The 14697-nt window shown below is 68.4% G+C and carries 11 protein-coding genes; 3 read left to right on the top strand and 8 right to left on the bottom strand.

Going from position 1 to position 14697, the window contains the following annotated elements; genetic code table 11:
* Positions 1–116 precede the first annotated feature (116 nt).
* From SYV04_RS26735 to SYV04_RS26715, 5 genes are all read right to left on the bottom strand, one after another.
* Positions 117–1631 (bottom strand): hypothetical protein, encoded by a 1515-nt coding sequence (locus tag SYV04_RS26735; protein WP_321549044.1) that lies wholly within the window; start codon positions 1629–1631, stop codon positions 117–119.
* 182 nt (positions 1632–1813) lie between these two features.
* Positions 1814–2488, bottom strand: coding sequence for a hypothetical protein (locus tag SYV04_RS26730; RefSeq protein ID WP_321548741.1), 675 nt, complete (start codon positions 2486–2488; stop codon positions 1814–1816).
* 142 nt (positions 2489–2630) lie between these two features.
* Positions 2631–4028 (bottom strand): energy transducer TonB family protein, encoded by a 1398-nt coding sequence (locus tag SYV04_RS26725; RefSeq protein ID WP_321548740.1) that lies wholly within the window; start codon positions 4026–4028, stop codon positions 2631–2633.
* 88 nt (positions 4029–4116) lie between these two features.
* A complete protein-coding gene (locus SYV04_RS26720) occupies positions 4117–4569 on the bottom strand; it encodes a Fur family transcriptional regulator (protein ID WP_321548739.1) in 453 nt (150 codons plus the stop codon).
* Positions 4570–4592: 23 nt separating this feature from the next.
* Positions 4593–6032 carry a glutamine synthetase family protein gene (locus tag SYV04_RS26715; RefSeq protein ID WP_321548738.1) on the bottom strand — a complete coding sequence of 480 codons (1440 nt, stop codon included), beginning with the start codon at positions 6030–6032 and terminating at the stop codon, positions 4593–4595.
* 398 nt (positions 6033–6430) lie between these two features.
* Here SYV04_RS26715 and SYV04_RS26710 point away from each other — a divergent pair, with 398 nt between their 5' ends.
* The gene (locus SYV04_RS26710; RefSeq protein ID WP_321548737.1) at positions 6431–8404 is read left to right on the top strand and encodes a hybrid sensor histidine kinase/response regulator; all 1974 of its coding nucleotides are present in this window, start codon (positions 6431–6433) and stop codon (positions 8402–8404) included.
* Positions 8405–8410: 6 nt separating this feature from the next.
* Here SYV04_RS26710 and SYV04_RS26705 read toward each other — a convergent pair whose 3' ends face one another.
* The 3 genes from SYV04_RS26705 to SYV04_RS26695 all read right to left on the bottom strand — a co-directional run bounded on the left by SYV04_RS26705 (position 8411) and on the right by SYV04_RS26695 (position 12221).
* Positions 8411–9850, bottom strand: coding sequence for a di-heme oxidoreductase family protein (locus tag SYV04_RS26705; RefSeq protein WP_321548736.1), 1440 nt, complete (start codon positions 9848–9850; stop codon positions 8411–8413).
* On the bottom strand, positions 9847–11598 hold the full coding sequence (locus SYV04_RS26700) for an RCC1 domain-containing protein (protein WP_321548735.1): 1752 nt from the start codon (positions 11596–11598) through the stop codon (positions 9847–9849). Before SYV04_RS26700 ends, SYV04_RS26705 begins: the two co-directional genes overlap by 4 nt.
* A 110-nt stretch (positions 11599–11708) precedes the next feature.
* Complete coding sequence (locus SYV04_RS26695) at positions 11709–12221, bottom strand: Hsp20/alpha crystallin family protein (RefSeq protein ID WP_321548734.1); 513 nt, start codon at positions 12219–12221, stop codon at positions 11709–11711.
* A 1354-nt stretch (positions 12222–13575) separates the two neighbouring features.
* Here SYV04_RS26695 and SYV04_RS26690 point away from each other — a divergent pair.
* Entirely contained in the window at positions 13576–14139 is a 564-nt protein-coding gene (locus SYV04_RS26690; RefSeq protein ID WP_321548733.1) for an imm11 family protein, read from the top strand.
* 180 nt (positions 14140–14319) lie between these two features.
* Positions 14320–14697, top strand: a complete 378-nt coding sequence (locus SYV04_RS26685; protein WP_321548732.1) for a response regulator — start codon at positions 14320–14322, stop codon at positions 14695–14697.

The raw sequence follows: 14697 nt of genomic DNA, 5'->3' as shown, positions 1-14697 counted from the left end.
GCGGTCCTTCCGTCGGGGCGGTCGAGTTGAGCGCCGCATTGTACGGAAGATGACCCACGCGACTGAAGGTGGGGGGCTGGAGCCTGCCAGCCCCCCAACCGGGGATTCAGGGCGACTCAGTGGCCGCGGATCACCGTGAGGCCCGCATCGGTGAGCACGTAGAGCATGCCGGGCTTCACCGTGGGGTCATAGAGGAGTTCCCGCACCCGCGAGCCTCCCACCTCGCTTACCCGGGTGAGCTCCTTGCGAGCGTCCAGGCGCCAGAGCCCCGAGGGGGTGCCGACGAAGAGCGAGCCGTCGTCGGTCGCCGCCAGCGTGGTGATGGTCTCCAGCTCGGTGGGGCCCGGCACTTTCTTGTAGGTCGGCTTGTACTTGCCGTCGGTGCGGAGCTCCAACGTCATCTCCCACAGGCCGTACTGAGCGCTGCCCAGGTAGTACAGCCCGTCCACCGTCTGCTCGAACCCGCGCCACTTGTCCATCGTCGGCAGGTCGTTGAGCGCCTCCACGTAGGTGTTCAGCTTGTAGGGCACCTTGTCGTGGTCGTCGTAGTCCACCAGCGCCGCGGGCGGCGTCATGAGGCCGATCTTCCACTCGTTGCCGATCAGCAGATCGCCGTTCTGGGCGATGCCCACCGCGTAGTTGTAGCCAATGCGCAGCGAGCCATCCACGTCCCACACCGGGTGGCGGTGGCTGTTGTACTCCAGCCCGCGGATGCGGCTCACGCCGTGGTTGGTGCCGATGTACACCTCACCGCGGAACTCACCCCGCATCACCTTCTTGCAGGTGAGCACCGAGCGGTCCTCGTCGTAGTGCCAGTTGTTGCTGTTGCGGATGCCCACGTCCTTGTAGCCGAAGCGCACCGACTTCCCCAGGTGCTCCTCCAGGACGATGGAGCCGCTGGCGTCGTCCAGCTTCACCGCGTCCATGTCCCCCTTCTGGAACTCCTGCCAGCGCCGCTCGCTGTAGGGGTAGCACTCGGCGGGCTTGCTGCTGTCCCACACGAAGCACTCGCCCGGGCCGACGATGTAGTTGGGGTGCAGCTCGGGGAACTCCGGATCCGGCTGCAGGTCGTAGGTGCTGTAGCCCACGTAGGCCCGGCCCGCGCTGCCACCGCAGATGACGGTGGAGCCCAGCGCCAGCTGGTCCGCGCCGAAGCCATAGCGCGCCTGGCCGATGTTGCTCACCCAATGCGGCTGGGTGGTGCCCGGCCGCAGCACGCCGATGCGCTCGCCGTCCAGCAGCCAGATGTTGTACGCGTCATCCACGCCCACCGAGCGCACGCGCCCCAGGTTGTAGCGCTGCGAGTAGTTGATCACCGCCTCGTTGGGCCAGGGGCCCGGGCCCGCCTGCGGAGGCGGCTGCGTGCCCCCATCCGTGCCGCCATCCGGGGGAGGCGTCGTGCCGCCATCCGGGGGAGGCGTCGTGCCGCCATCCGGAGGAGGCGTCGTGCCCCCGTCTCTCGGCGGGTTCGTCGTCCCCGAATCCGGGAGCGTGGGCTTCGCGTTCGGATCCTCCGGAAGCCCTGGCTCATCGATGTTCCCCGCTGGAGGCGTGGGCTCCGGACTGGAGTCCCCACACGCCCACGTCGCCACCACCGCCACCACCGCACACGCCCCCAGCAGTCTCCGCATCACCTTGGTCTTCCTCCTCGCGTGCGAGTGCCAAAGCAAGCGGCGTACCGGGCTCCCGGGCTGGATCCGGGGGCAGGGGAGGGCGCCTCGGGCGCCAGGGAGGGAAGGAGTTTTCCCAGAAACGACCGGGCCCGCTCCCCAGCGAGGGAAGCGGGCCCGAACCGCTGAAGCATCCAGCGGGACTACTTGAGCGACTTGTTCATGTCGTCGCGCTTCTCGTTGGCACGGTCCACCGTGTCACCGCCCACCTCGGTGGCGTCCGGAGCGTCCTTGTTCAGGTCGTCCTTCATCATCGTGCCGGAGCCGCCCGTGGCGTCAGTGTCCACCGGCTTGGCCGCGGGCACCTTGGTCTTGGGGCTGGTGGCGCGCAGCTCCACGGCGACGATGTCCTGGCCCTCGAGCTGGAACTTCGCGCGCACCTGCGCGCCCTCGGGGATGGCGTTCACCTTCACCTTCTTGCCATCCAGCCACACCGCCGTCTTGTCACGGATGTCCAGGTCCGCCGCCGGCAGGCCCGGCCGCTCGATGGTGACGCCCTCCATGGTGGTGTCCTTCAGCGTACCCCGCATGTTGAAGGCCTGGCCGACCTTGAAGGTGCCTTCGCTCTCGGTCTGCACGCCGGTGACGTCCTTGGCCGCCTTGCCGATCGCTGGGCCCACGCGGGTGGCGTCCACGCCCTCCTCCGCGTCCCGCTTGGACTCCTTGATGGAATCGCCCGGCTTCTGGGTGAAGACCTGGGTGGCATCCCGCTTCTTCTCCGCCTGCTCCTGCTGGGCCTTCTGGACCTTGTCTGGCGTCTCGTTCGCGAAAGCCACGGTCCCCGCACAGATGGCCAGCGCCGCAATGAGCTTCTTCATTCCCTATCCCCTTGAAGTGGATGTCTGAACTTCGGGAGAAAAGGTGGGCAGCCTCACTTCCCGTGCCAACCAAGCTCACGCACTTCGACGACCTGTCGTTCGAAGAGCAGGCGAGCAGGCGTGAGTGTTCAGCCGCGCACCTTCACCAGACGCGCAGCAGACGGGGACGGACGACGAACTTCGGGTTGCGGATGTCGATGACGTAGATGTCGCCCGTCGTCTCCTCGAAGCGTCCGGAGAGCACGCCCAGGCTCGCGGCGCTGGCGACGTACCAGGCGTCCTCGCCCTTCATCTCCGAGAGGCGCTTGAGGTAGACGACGCGGCCCTCCACCGCCCAGAGCGTGCGGATGCCCTCGGGGCGCACGCCCATGGCCTGCGAGGGGGGAGGCGCCAGCTTCGTGAGCGCCGGAGGCACCGCCTCCAGCACATAGCGGTCGAACGCCTTGTTGCCGCTGGGCTCCACCACCTTCACCGAGCGCAGCTGGCCCTCGGGGCCCTGCTGCATCTCGACGATGACGACGAGGTCGGGGTCGCTCTCGGCCAGCTCCTGCATGGCCTCGCCCGCCGCGAGGAAGGCACGCATCCGATCATGGGTTGGGTTGCCCTGGGAGAGGGCCTCGAACCGCTCGCGGGCGGTGGGCCCGCCGCGTTCCGCGGGGGGACGGCCCGTGGTGCCGGTGGCCCCGTATTGCTGAGCCCCCTTCATGTAGGAGCGCGCCATCCGCTGGGCGAAGTCCTTCATGGTCTTCTGCGCCTCGAAGAGGGGGGCGTTCTCCAGCTGCTTCTCCAGCGAGGTGCGGATCTCGCTGAAGTAGGGGTGTACCAGGCCGTTCTCCACCCGCAGCTTCGCCAGGTCGTCCTCGGCCCACGTCTGCACCCGCGCGCTCACCCGGGCTTGCTCCTCCGCTTTCAAGGCCTCGGGAGACAGGCTGGGGTCGTCCGGGTAGAGCGTGCGGCCGCGCGGCGCCTCGGGGGCGGGCAGGCTCCAGCCTTCATCGGGCGAGGACGGCAGGAGCGAGGGGCGCTGGGCCTTGGGCTCCAGCGGCGCGTCGGGAGGCGGCGCGGTGGCCAGCGCGGGCGGCGGTTCGGCTGCGGCGGGCGGCTCTGGCGCGGCGCTCGCGGGAGGCGCCTCCTCGGGCACGGCTGGGGGCTCGGCCGGCTCGGGCAAGGCTTCGGCGGCAGGTGGCTCTGGTTCGCTCGGCTCGGCCGGCTCGGTCAGAGGGCTGGCTGGCGGCTCTGGCGCGCTCGGCTCGGGCGCGCGGACTGGCTCGGGAGGGAGCGGCTCGGGGCGCGGCGCGGGAGGCGGAGGCTTGGGCCGCTCGGGCCGTGCCTTCGGGCTCGGGGGTAGTGGCTTCGCGAGCGGTGGCGGGGGGGCCGGGGGCTCGGCGGGAGGGGTGAGGATCTCCACCACGAGCGGCGGCGGCTCCTCGGGCGGGGCGCTCTCACGGCGCACGGGAGCTCGCTCCCAGAGCAGACCCAGGAGCGCCGCGTGCAGGAGCAGGGAGATGAGTCCTGCCCATCCGAGGCGAGAGCGCCGCATGGCCGCACGCTCCCAGAAAGGGGGCCCGCGCTCAACTCCCGCCCGTCAATGGTGGACACCCGGCGGCCCCACGGGGCCCCAGCGTGCTTCAGTCACAGCGATCGCACAGGCCGCGCAGGTGGACCTCCACCGCGCGCGCCATCACCGCCTTGGGAGCACCCTTGGCCGGGGTGATGCGGACCGACTGCTCGGGCAGGCACGTCACCGTGCCGCAGTCCGTGCAGGTGAAGTGAGGGTGGATGCCGGTGTGGTTCTTGCCGCCAGCGCGCCGCAACTCGAAGCGCCACACGTGGTCGCCCAGGTCCGCGCGCACCACCAGCCCCGCCTCGGTCAGGTCCGTGAGGTTGCGGTACAGGGTGACGCGGTCGTAGCCCTCGTCCCCCAGCGCATCCACCAGGTCCGCGTGGCTCAGCGGGGAGGTGGCTGCCTCCAGCTCCCGCAGCACCGCCACTCGGGGCGCGGTGCTGCGCAGCCCCGAGGCGCGGATCAACTCCTGGAACTCGGCGAGCTTCGGTGGGGGGAGCATCTTCTTGGAGCCCATGCTCCCCCCGCTTTAACCGAATCCTAGAAGAGGCTCCAGAGGTGCTGGTTGGTCACCTCGTGGTGGAACTGAATCTCGGCGATCTTCACCCGGCTGCCCAGCTGCTTGGGGCAGCGCTCGGCCGAGGCCAGCTTCAGCTCGGCGAACTTGCTCTGCACGTTCTCCCCGAGAATCTGCGCCACGAACTGGCTGCCCTTGAAGAGGCGCACCGCGTCCAGGATGTTGTCCGGCAGGAAGCGGGTGCGGCTGCGCTTGGTCTCCGCGTCCTCCTGCGGCACGGGGCCCTCCTGCGCGGTGCGCAGCAGCGTGAAGAGCACCAGGTACGGGTTGGCGTCCGGGGCCACCGAGCGCACCTCGATGCGGGCGCTGCGCTCGTTGCCAAACGGGATGCGCACCATGGCGCCGCGGTTGTTGGGGCTGGCCTTGATCTGGTTGGGCGCCTCGTAGTGCGGGTCCAGCCGGCGGTAGGCGTTCACGCTGGAGTTGAGCACCAGGCAGATGTCGTTGGCGTTGTTGAGGATGCGGTCGATGGTCTCCCAGCCCATCTGGCTCAGCCCGTCCTGCCCGTTCTTGTCGTAGAACAGGTTGCGGCCGCCCTTGGACAGGGAGAGGTTCATGTGCATGCCGTTGCCGTTCACGCCGGTGACGGGCTTGGGCAGGAAGCTGGCCGTCAGGTCCATCTGCGCGGCCACCTGGCGGCACAAGAGCTTGTAGAGCTGAATCTGGTCGGCGGCGATGAGCGCCTCGCTGTACGAGAAGTTGATCTCGAACTGGCTGGGCGAGACCTCCGGGTGGTCCTTCTCGTTCTGGAAGCCCATGGCCCGCTGGGCCTCGGCCGCCGTGTCGATGAACTTGCGCAGCATGTCACCCGGCAGCGAGTGGTAGTAGCCGCCGGTGGAGATGAACTCGAACTTGCCCGTCTCGTGGTAGTGGCGCTCGGCGTCGCGGCCCTTGAAGAGGAAGCCCTCGATTTCGGGCGCGGCGTGGAACACCGTGCCGTCCTTCTGGAACATCTGCTCGGTCACGCGCTTGAGCAGCCCGCGCATGTCCGAGTGGTACGGGGTGCCGTCGCGCTCGAGCACCTCGCTGAAGACCAGCACCTTGCCCGGCCCGAAGATGTCCGCGGGCAGCCAGTAGAAGGCGCTCCAGTCGATGTTCAGCCGCAGGTCGCTCTCGGCCTGCGCCGAGAAGCCGCGGATGGACGAGCCGTCGAAGGTGAGGTTGTCGGCGCTCTTGAGCAGGAACTTCTTGTCGTAGTCCAGCATGTGCAGCCGACCCTCGAGATCGGTGAAGCACACGGTGACCGCTTTGATGCGCTTCTCGTCGGTCAGGTACTTGAGGCGCTCATCCCGTACCTTCTCCGGAGACTCACGCCGAAGGCGCTGCTCCTTCACGCGGAGGTTCATCGCCTCCAGCTCGTCGTACGGAATCTCCAGGAAGTCGCGCAGGCCCTTCGTCTCCATGTGTCATTGCCTCCAGGCGGCCCCCCTAGGCCCAGCATGGGTGGGGGCGAAAAATCAGTGGGCCCATGTATTTGCACTTCATGGCCCGGAATCAAGCCTAAATCCCCGGCCACTTAAGGTAAATCCTTTGTTCATTATTCCGTGGTTACGTTGACGCACCTGGACCGACCTTCCTCTGAGGGAGGGCAGGCCGTGGCTCGCTCGTGCTTTGCCCAGCGGGTGGACGGAGTGGGGCTCCACCGGGTGCTCCCCACCTCCGATTGATGTTGCAACTTTCAACATCCGGCGGAACGTTGCCTTGACTGGCAATGAGGGATGCCGAGACTGCGAGTGCCCTCATTCCTTTTCCCCCCAGAGGGGCTCACCCCTTGCTCGCTCACCGTGCTCGCACGCCGTAAATGAAGCCTCTCATCCTCCTCATCGCCGGGTCCGGACAGGACCGGACCCTTCGGGCGCTCGCGCTCGAGAGCCAAGGCTGGCACGTCCAGGAAGCCGACTCCGTCGCGGCGTTGCTCACGCTGGCGCGCCGGCCGGACGTCGTCCTGCTGGAGGTGAGCACTTCCCTGGAGGAGCTGGTGCCCGAGGGCGCCCTGCGCCGCGCCTGGGAGTCGCTGGGCGTGCCCCTGCTCGTCATGGCCTCGGCCGCGGAGCAGGAGCGGCTGGTGCGCCAGGGCCTGCGGGCCATCTTCCTCGGGCGACCGCTCTCGGTGGGGGCCATGGTGGAGGCGGTTCGCGTGATACTGCCCCCCGAGGCCCAGGCCTCCCCGAGCGCGCGGCGCCCCACCGTCCTCATCGCCGATGACGACCCCGTCTCGCGCAAGCTGCTCATGCTGTCCCTGGCGCCCTTCCACTTCGACGTGGTGACGGCGGGGGACGGGCAGGCCGCGTTGGACCTGGCCCGCAGGCGGCAGCCGGACGTGGTGGTGTGTGATGTGCTGATGCCGCGCATGGACGGCTTCCGGATGTGCCTGGCGCTGCGCAAGGAGCCGAGGCTGGCCCATGTGCCGGTCATCCTCACGCACGTGGGGGCGCCGGACGAGCTGGACCTGCGCATGGCGCAGAACGTGGGCGCCAACGCCTTCGTGCGCCGCACCCAGGAGGGAGACGAGCTGCTCGCCGCGCTGCTGCGCGAGCTGCACCTGGGCGGCTCGGTCCCCTCGCTCTCCGACGCGGGCCCCTCCGTGGAGGAGCACCTGTTCGGCATGGTGCGGCGGCTGGAGCGCCAGGTGGGGCTGCTGGCCCAGGCCGAGCGCACCGCCCGCGAGAGCGAGGAGCGCTACCGGCTCATCATCGCCGGCTCCTATGACGGGGTGTGGGACTGGGACCTGCGTCGGCGGTCCTTCTGGTGCAGCCCGCGCCTGCTGGAGATGCTCGGGCTCACCGCCGCCTCCTCTCCGGGCACCTATGAGGTGTTCGTCGAGCGGCTGCACCCCGATGACCGGGAGGCGGTGGTCAACGCCCTGTCGGCGCACCTGGAGCGGGACATTCCGTATGACGTCTCCTACCGGCTGCGCCACGCCAACGGGGGCTATCGTGCCTGTGTGAGCCGTGGGCGCGCCCTGCGAGACGCCGAGGGCCGGCCCGTGCGGATGACGGGCATCATCGGCGACGTCACCGAGCAACTGCGCCTGTACCGCGAGACGCAGGAGGCGGTGCGCACGCGCGATGAGTTCCTCGCCGTGGCCGCCCATGAGCTGCGCACGCCGCTCACGGCGCTGCGGCTGCGGCTGCAGGGCGTGGCGCAGGCGCTGCGCGCGGACACGCCCTCCTCGCCCGAGCGCATGGTGCAGGTGCTGGAGGCGGCGGACCGGCAGGTGGGGCGGCTGGCCAGCCTGGTGGACACGCTGCTGGATGTGTCCCAGCTTCAGAACCAGGGCCCCCGGCTGGAGCTGGAGGACCTGGACCTGGCCTCGGTGGTGCGCGAGACGGTGGCCCGCTCCGAGCAGGAGGCCCTGCGCGCCGGGTGCCAGCTGGTGCTCAGCCCGTTGCCGAGCACGGTGGGCAAGTGGGACCGGGTGCGGCTGGCGCAGGTGATTCGGCACCTGCTGGCCAACGCGGTGAAGTTCGGGCCCGGCAAGCCGGTGGAGGTGTTGCTGGAGTCCCAGCCGGACGAGGTGGTGCTCCAGGTGAGAGACCACGGCATCGGCATCGCCCCCGAGCGGTTAGAGGGCCTGTTCAAGCGCTTCGAGCGCGCCGTGTCCGCGCGCCACTACGGCGGGCTGGGGCTGGGGCTGTACCGGGTGCGCAGCATCGTCGAGGCGCACGGTGGCGTGGTGTCGGTGGCCAGCGTGCCCGGCGAGGGCTCCACCTTCCGCGTCCACCTGCCCGTGGGCGGGGCCGCCGTCATCCCCGTCCACAGCATTCGGGCGTGACGGGCCTCAGAGCGACTCGAGGAAGGTGAGCAGCGCCGCGCGCTCGGCCTGGGAGAGGCCTAGCACCTGCTCCTGTGAGGACTCGGCCTCGCCCCCGTGCCACAGGATGGCCTCCATCACCGTGCGCGCTCGACCGTCATGCAGCAGGCGCGTGTGTCCGCTCACGGTCGCCGTCCGCCCCAGGCCCCACAGCGGCGGGGTGCGCCACTCCCGCCCCGAGGCCGCGGAGTCCTCGCGCCCGTCCGCCAGCGCCTCGCCCAGGTCGTGCAGCAGCAGATCCGTGTAGGGCCACACGCGCTGCCCGGACAGCTCCGGGTAGCCCTCCAGCGTCCCCGTCACCATGGAGGGCCGGTGACAGCGCGCGCACCCCACCCGGTGGAACACGGCCTTGCCCTGGAGCACCGCTGGCGCGTTCACGCCCTGGCGCGCGGGCACCCCAATCATGTGCGTATAGAAGGTGAGCGCCTCCAGCTTGCGCGCGTCCAGCTCCGGCGTGCCCCCGTTGGGCGCCGCGCGGCACTCGGCCTGGGCCGCCGTGCAGGGCTCCTCCGGCGAGAGCGGGGAAGTGATGCCCAGGTCTCCCGCCATCGCCCCGGCGTTCTGGTGCTCCAGGTCCGGTTGGTTCGCCTTCCAGCCGAAGCGCCCCAGCACCGTGCGCCCCAGTCGCTTGCTCCACACGCGGTTGGGCCGCCCCGAGATTCCGTCTCCGTTCGCGTCCTCGGGGTCCGCCCACTCCAGCAGCGTTGCCTCGGGGATGGCGGCCAGCAGTCCCAGCCCGAACATGGGCGGCGTCGCCCGTGGGGACAGGCGCGTGTCCGGGTGCAGGGGGCCGTAGGCCAGCGCCTCCAGTCGGTACTCGGGGACCAGGAGCGAGTAGGGCTCGCCGTCGGCGAAGGTGCCCGAGCGCTCCGTGGTGCGCACCTCCACCCGGGCCTCTCCAGGCACACTCGCCACCGCCAGGGGCTGTACCTGGTCTCCATAGGTGGGCTCGGGGATCGGCGCCCCGCGCGCGTCCGCGCCGGGCAGGCTCAACCGCACCAGCAGCGACAGCGCGGGCTCGCCCGGCCCCGGCGGCGCGCCTCGTCCGTTTCGCACGTGGCAGGCCACGCAGGAGGGAGCGTTGAAGAGCGGCCCCAGCCCATCCCGGTCCGCGCGCGCGTGGGGCGCGGCGAACCAGTCCGCCTCGGAGAAGGCCTCGCCCACGAGGAACTCCGAGCGGCGCTCCACGGAGAGGTTGCCCACCGGGCGGGTGAAGGCCTCGGGGCCCGTGTCCGCCACGCTCGCCGCGCCGCCCGGTGACTCCTCGCCCGGCTCGACGACGTCATGGCGGGGCTCTTGCGGCGATGCGGGCTCTGGCGGGAGCGGAGAGGGCGTCGGCTCCTCCGAGGACTGGCAGGCGTTGGCGGAGAGCAGCAGCGCCAGCAGCGCCAGCGTTCGTCCACTCATGGCAGCGTCACGCGGATGGGCTCGGAGTAGGTCCAGTTGTCGAGCAGGTCGTCCCGGCCGAGGCTGCCGCGCGAGTTCCACCCCCAGGTGAACAGCTCGCCGTCTTCGCGGAAGGCGACGACGTGCGTGGCGCCCGGCGCCACGGTGACGAGCCCCTTGAGTCCGGCCACCGAGGGCGTGGGCTCGCGCGCGTCCGTGGTGGTGCCATTGCCGAGCTGGCCGTTGAAGTTCTGCCCCCAAGAGACGAGCGAGCCGTCGGCCCTCCAGGCGTAGCTCATCAGCCCGTTGGCGAACACGGCGCGCGCGTCGGCGAGCCCCTTCACCCGCATGGGCACGGCGCTCTCCTCGTCGGGCAGCACCTCGCCCGTGCCGAGCTGGCCGCTGGCGTCGAGGCCCCAGGAGGAGACCGTGCCATCCGCGTGCAGCGCCAGCACGTGGTCCCGGCCGGTGGCGATGTCCACCACGTTGGCCAGGCCCGGCACCCGCGTCGGCGTGGGGTGCGAGGCGCTGTCGGCTGTGCCCAGGCCGAGGTTGCCGTACGTGTTGCGGCCCCATGCCCACACCGTGCCGTCGCCCTGGAGCGCCACTGAGTGCATGGAACCGGCGACCACCTTCACCACGTCCGTCAGGCCCACCACCGTCACTGGGTAGTCCTTGGTGCCTCCGGGGGTGCCGTCTCCGAGCTGGCCGGCGGAGTTGTCTCCGAAGGCGCGCACGGAGCCGTCCTCGAACAGCACCAGGGCGTGGCGGTAGCCCAGGCCGAGGGCCACCGCGCCGCTCAGGCCCGGCACGCGCGTGGGGCTGAAGCGCGGGGTGAGGTCCGGGGTGCGCGGCACGTCCGCCTGGGGCACGGGGCCCAGGCCGAGCTGTCCCTGCGCGTTCTCGCCCCAGGCCCACACGGTGCCGTCCAGCTTCAGCGCCAGGGAGCTGTTCTGGTTGAAGGCCATGGCCGCCACGTCCGTGAAGGCCGGCACCTTGCCCGGCAGCTTCTGGTCCGTCGTCACCGCGGAGCCCCAGCCGATCTGGCCCCGGTTGTTGCGGCCCCACGTGTAGAGGAGGCCATCGCGCACCACGCCGGTGTGCAGCCCGCCGCCGCCCGAGCGGCTGCCGTAGTGGAAGCTCCGCGTCTGTTCGGTCTCGTTGCCCAGCACGTCCACGGCGTGCAGGATCAGGGTGTTGGGGCCGGGCCGGGGCGTCACCTCGAAGGCGAAGGCCCCGGGCGTGGCGGACAGCGGCTGGGGTGAAGCGCCGTTGAGGGCCCAGGTGAAGGAGGCCAGCTTCATGTCACCCGTGGCGGTGCCTTCCACGCGCACGCGCCGCACGGTGACACTCTGTCCCGCCGCAGGGGAGAGCACCTGCACCTTGGGTGGCCCCACGCTGGTGACGCGCAGCGTGCTCGTGCCCACGCGTCCGGCACTGTCCAGCGCGCGCAGGCGCAGCACGTGAGTTCCCTCTGACAGGGGAATCGTGAAGGTGAAGGGGTGTTCCTCGGCGCCCGGCTCGAACGCCAGGGGCGTTGCGGCCTCCTCATCGAGCTGCCAGGAGAACTCGCTCAGGCCCGCCAGGGAATTCACCCGGCCAGAGATGTGCAGCGTCTTCTGCGAGGCCGGGAGCGCCACGCTGGGGGCAGGCGAGAACACCAGGACGAGGGGGCCTCCGGGCTGCGACTCGCTCGGGAGGGGAGTGGACTCGGGCCCGCATGCGAGCGGCAGCAGGGCGAGCAGGGCGATGAGAGGGCGGAAGTTCATCCCTGCCCCTGTACTGAATGGGAACGCCTGGGAGCAAATCCTCCCAGCGCTCATGGGGGCCTGACCACCCTGGGTGGGTGGTCAAGCTCCTGAGTTGCCGGCGCCCGGGACTAGGCCTTGATCTGGTCCTTCTTCTCCCCGGTGCTGGTGGTCCCTACCTTGATGCGCTTGGGTTGCACCTCGGGACGCTTGGGCAGGGTGAGCGTCAGCACGCCGCTCTTCAGGTCGGCCTGGACGTTGTCTCCATCCACGCCCTCCGGAAGGGTGAACGCGCGGCTGAACGAGCCGAAGCTGCGCTCGTAGGCATAGAAGCGATCGGACTCCTCGCGCTTCTCGCTCTCACGCTTGCCGCTCACGACGATGCGGTCGCCGGTGAGCGTCACCTCGATGTCCTTCTCATCCACGCCCGGCAGGTCCGCCTTGAAGATGAACGCGTCCTTGGTCTCCTTCACTTCAAAGGCCGGCAAGAACGTCGCCGCCCCTTGACGACCGGTGAACCAGGGATGGTTCATCAGCTCGATGGGATCCCAGTTCATCATTTCCTGCATCTGCTGGAAGGGATCCCACTCGCGGCTGCGCTGCGGCGTGCTTCCACTTCCACGACGAATCGATAGATCAGCCATGACGGTTTCCTCCTCTCTGTGCGACGGAGGCCGCGTCACGTGGGACGTGTCCCCGTCTGACTCAACCGTAAAGCAGGCTCCTGAAGGCGCAAGCGACGCCTGGGCGGGCGATGGGCTGGGTGCTCCGTGCGGGCGCGGTGGCTTGACTGCCTGGTGGGAGTTAGGAGGCCGCAAGGAAGTATACCGAGAGGGCAGACGAAGGAGCGACCTGCCGGGTGGATAGGCACAGGTGTCAACCGAGTCGCTTGTTCCCTCGTTGGGAGGAGTTGCCCGATGTGCAGTCACACGGTCGCTTCCAAAGACGTGCTGTTGCGGCGCACCGGTCACTACCCACTCTGCCTGCGCGACATCAACTCCCGCGCCCCTCTATTGGGGCCGTCGCGCATCAGGTCAGGTATTACTAGGGGGCTTTCCCATAACGATTGTGCTCATTAGAGCCACTGGACGGCATGATGATCGACCAAGTGTTGGTATAGATCACCAAGAGGACAGGGGCTCCTGTATGGGCATCTTGATCTGTGAAATCCACATGAATGCTATCCGCAGGAGCAAAGGCCTGTCCGCCAGACGCAGTCGTAGTGAAGCGGAAGGACCAATAGTCGGACACACCAGGGTTTGAAGTAAAAGGTATAGGGGCACTAATGGTAGGAGTAGACGCAGGGTCGCCGATCAAGTCTGGAATCTGGTCGTGAAACCGGAAGCTTCCCGAATGAAAGTACGGCATGACACCGTACATGGGGATTCCCGTAGCATTCACAATAACGAATCTACCTTGGCCTGGCATGATGCACCTCTAACCGACGTAAAATTTAATTTACCACGAGCCGACCGGTTTTGTTGGCCTGTGATGCTAAGGATTCTGCAGGAGAAGCTACGCAAAGGATGTGAAGCCCTTCACAGAAATTCAGTGAAGAAAGCCATTGCACAAGCGCTGGGGCGCGCGAAGCGCTTTTGGGTGTGTTGAATAGGCGCAGGCAGGCAAGCGGGATAAAATAATTTCAGTGCATAGCCGCTTGCAGGGGGGCCGAGCATCAGGGGAGGAACAGGTGACCTTGTCCTGCCTTCATCTGACTGCTGCAGAGCCCTCGGAGTTAGCCTACGTGAGCGACTATTCGGAAATGTCGGGACTCTTGGGACCGAAACCCCCGACATTTCCAAACAGTAGGTTTATGGGCCGGGTCAGTCGGTGGGTCCCTTGAGGCCAATAGGACTGCTCAGAGTAGGTAACACGCTGCAAGCGTGATGAGCGCCACTGGTGTGGCAATGAGAGCACTCGATGCTTCGTTCGCTTGCTCTGACTCAACACCCTTTGAATCAACTGATCACCCAAGGAAGACCGCAATAGATGGCGCCCATGCCCACGCGATTCTTCGATTTGACCGACGATGTTCAGGTTCCGCATCGCTGGCACCTCGCGACGCCCATCGATAGCGCGGGCTCCAAGGTGCATGACTGGGACTTCACCTGTGGGGCACCCGTGAGCCGCCCGGGTCGCCTGCGAATCCCCGTTGAAGTCGAGGGGAGAGCGCTGGATTTCACCGAAGCAGGACTCGGGATCGCGGTCGTCCACGTCCGTGTGGCCGCTGTCTTCGCGGAGCTGGCCTCCGACGAGGTTCAACTGATTCCCGCAAGCGTCGAGGGTCAGCCAGACCCGTACCAGATCCTCGTTGCCACGCGACGGATCCGCTGTATCGACGAGCAGGCCTCGAGGATCCTGCTCTGGACCCACGAGGATGGAGCGCCCGACAGGGTTGGCCAGTATCGGGATGTTCGGGACATGCGCATCGACAAGGCGATGGCAGGGGACGCCAAGGTGTTCCGCCCTGAAGGATGGGAGGTGGCCCTGGTCGTCTCGGGCGACATCAAGGATGCGCTCGAACGTGTGGGTGCCACGGGACTGAAGTTCAAGGAGGTGTAGCCCTTTCGGTCGTCTGCCTCGACAGCAGGCGGACATCCAGCCCCACGCTCCGCTCGCTACACCCCTGTGCCGCGCTCTGGGGAGTGTCGCCCACTGGGCGATGTGGACCCCCGGCGCGTTACAGAACTTTCCTCCGTCTGGAATCCCTCTAGGGTCGCCTCTCGTTGCCAGAGGAAGGTCATGCCCGAAGTTCTCGTCGTCGATGACAGCAAGGTGATGCGCGACATGGTCGTCGCCTGCCTGCGGCCCTATCCGGGTCTCACCTTCACGCACGCCTCCAGTGGCCTCGAGGCCATCGAGCGCTTATCGCTCAAGCCCTATGATTTGATCGTCCTGGACCTCAACATGCCGGACATCGGCGGCATCGAGGTGGTCGAGTTCGTCCGCGGCCAGGACACCCTGCGCCATCTGCCCATCGTCATCGTCACCACTCGCGGGGATGAAGCCTCGCGCGCCAAGGCCCTCACCGCCGGCGCCGACCGCTTCATGACCAAGCCCTTCACCCCGGATGCCATCCTCTCGGAAGTCAAAGGGCTGCTGGAGCGGGTGCGCGGGTGA

The organism is Hyalangium ruber (assembly GCF_034259325.1).
GTDB lineage: Bacteria > Myxococcota > Myxococcia > Myxococcales > Myxococcaceae > Hyalangium_A > Hyalangium_A rubrum.
This window is presented reverse-complemented; position numbering and strand designations above follow the sequence as displayed.

What these genes read in the sequence shown, in the direction of transcription:
- SYV04_RS26735 (WP_321549044.1), bottom strand. Translation starts at nt 1,631, where the DNA reads ATGCGGAGACTGCTGGGGGCGTGTGCGGTGGTGGCGGTGGTGGCGACG.
- SYV04_RS26730 (WP_321548741.1), bottom strand. Translation starts at nt 2,488, where the DNA reads ATGAAGAAGCTCATTGCGGCGCTGGCCATCTGTGCGGGGACCGTGGCT.
- SYV04_RS26725 (WP_321548740.1), bottom strand. Translation starts at nt 4,028, where the DNA reads ATGCGGCGCTCTCGCCTCGGATGGGCAGGACTCATCTCCCTGCTCCTG.
- SYV04_RS26720 (WP_321548739.1), bottom strand. Translation starts at nt 4,569, where the DNA reads ATGGGCTCCAAGAAGATGCTCCCCCCACCGAAGCTCGCCGAGTTCCAG.
- SYV04_RS26715 (WP_321548738.1), bottom strand. Translation starts at nt 6,032, where the DNA reads ATGGAGACGAAGGGCCTGCGCGACTTCCTGGAGATTCCGTACGACGAG.
- SYV04_RS26710 (WP_321548737.1), top strand. Translation starts at nt 6,431, where the DNA reads ATGAAGCCTCTCATCCTCCTCATCGCCGGGTCCGGACAGGACCGGACC.
- SYV04_RS26705 (WP_321548736.1), bottom strand. Translation starts at nt 9,850, where the DNA reads ATGAGTGGACGAACGCTGGCGCTGCTGGCGCTGCTGCTCTCCGCCAAC.
- SYV04_RS26700 (WP_321548735.1), bottom strand. Translation starts at nt 11,598, where the DNA reads ATGAACTTCCGCCCTCTCATCGCCCTGCTCGCCCTGCTGCCGCTCGCA.
- SYV04_RS26695 (WP_321548734.1), bottom strand. Translation starts at nt 12,221, where the DNA reads ATGGCTGATCTATCGATTCGTCGTGGAAGTGGAAGCACGCCGCAGCGC.
- SYV04_RS26690 (WP_321548733.1), top strand. Translation starts at nt 13,576, where the DNA reads ATGCCCACGCGATTCTTCGATTTGACCGACGATGTTCAGGTTCCGCAT.
- SYV04_RS26685 (WP_321548732.1), top strand. Translation starts at nt 14,320, where the DNA reads ATGCCCGAAGTTCTCGTCGTCGATGACAGCAAGGTGATGCGCGACATG.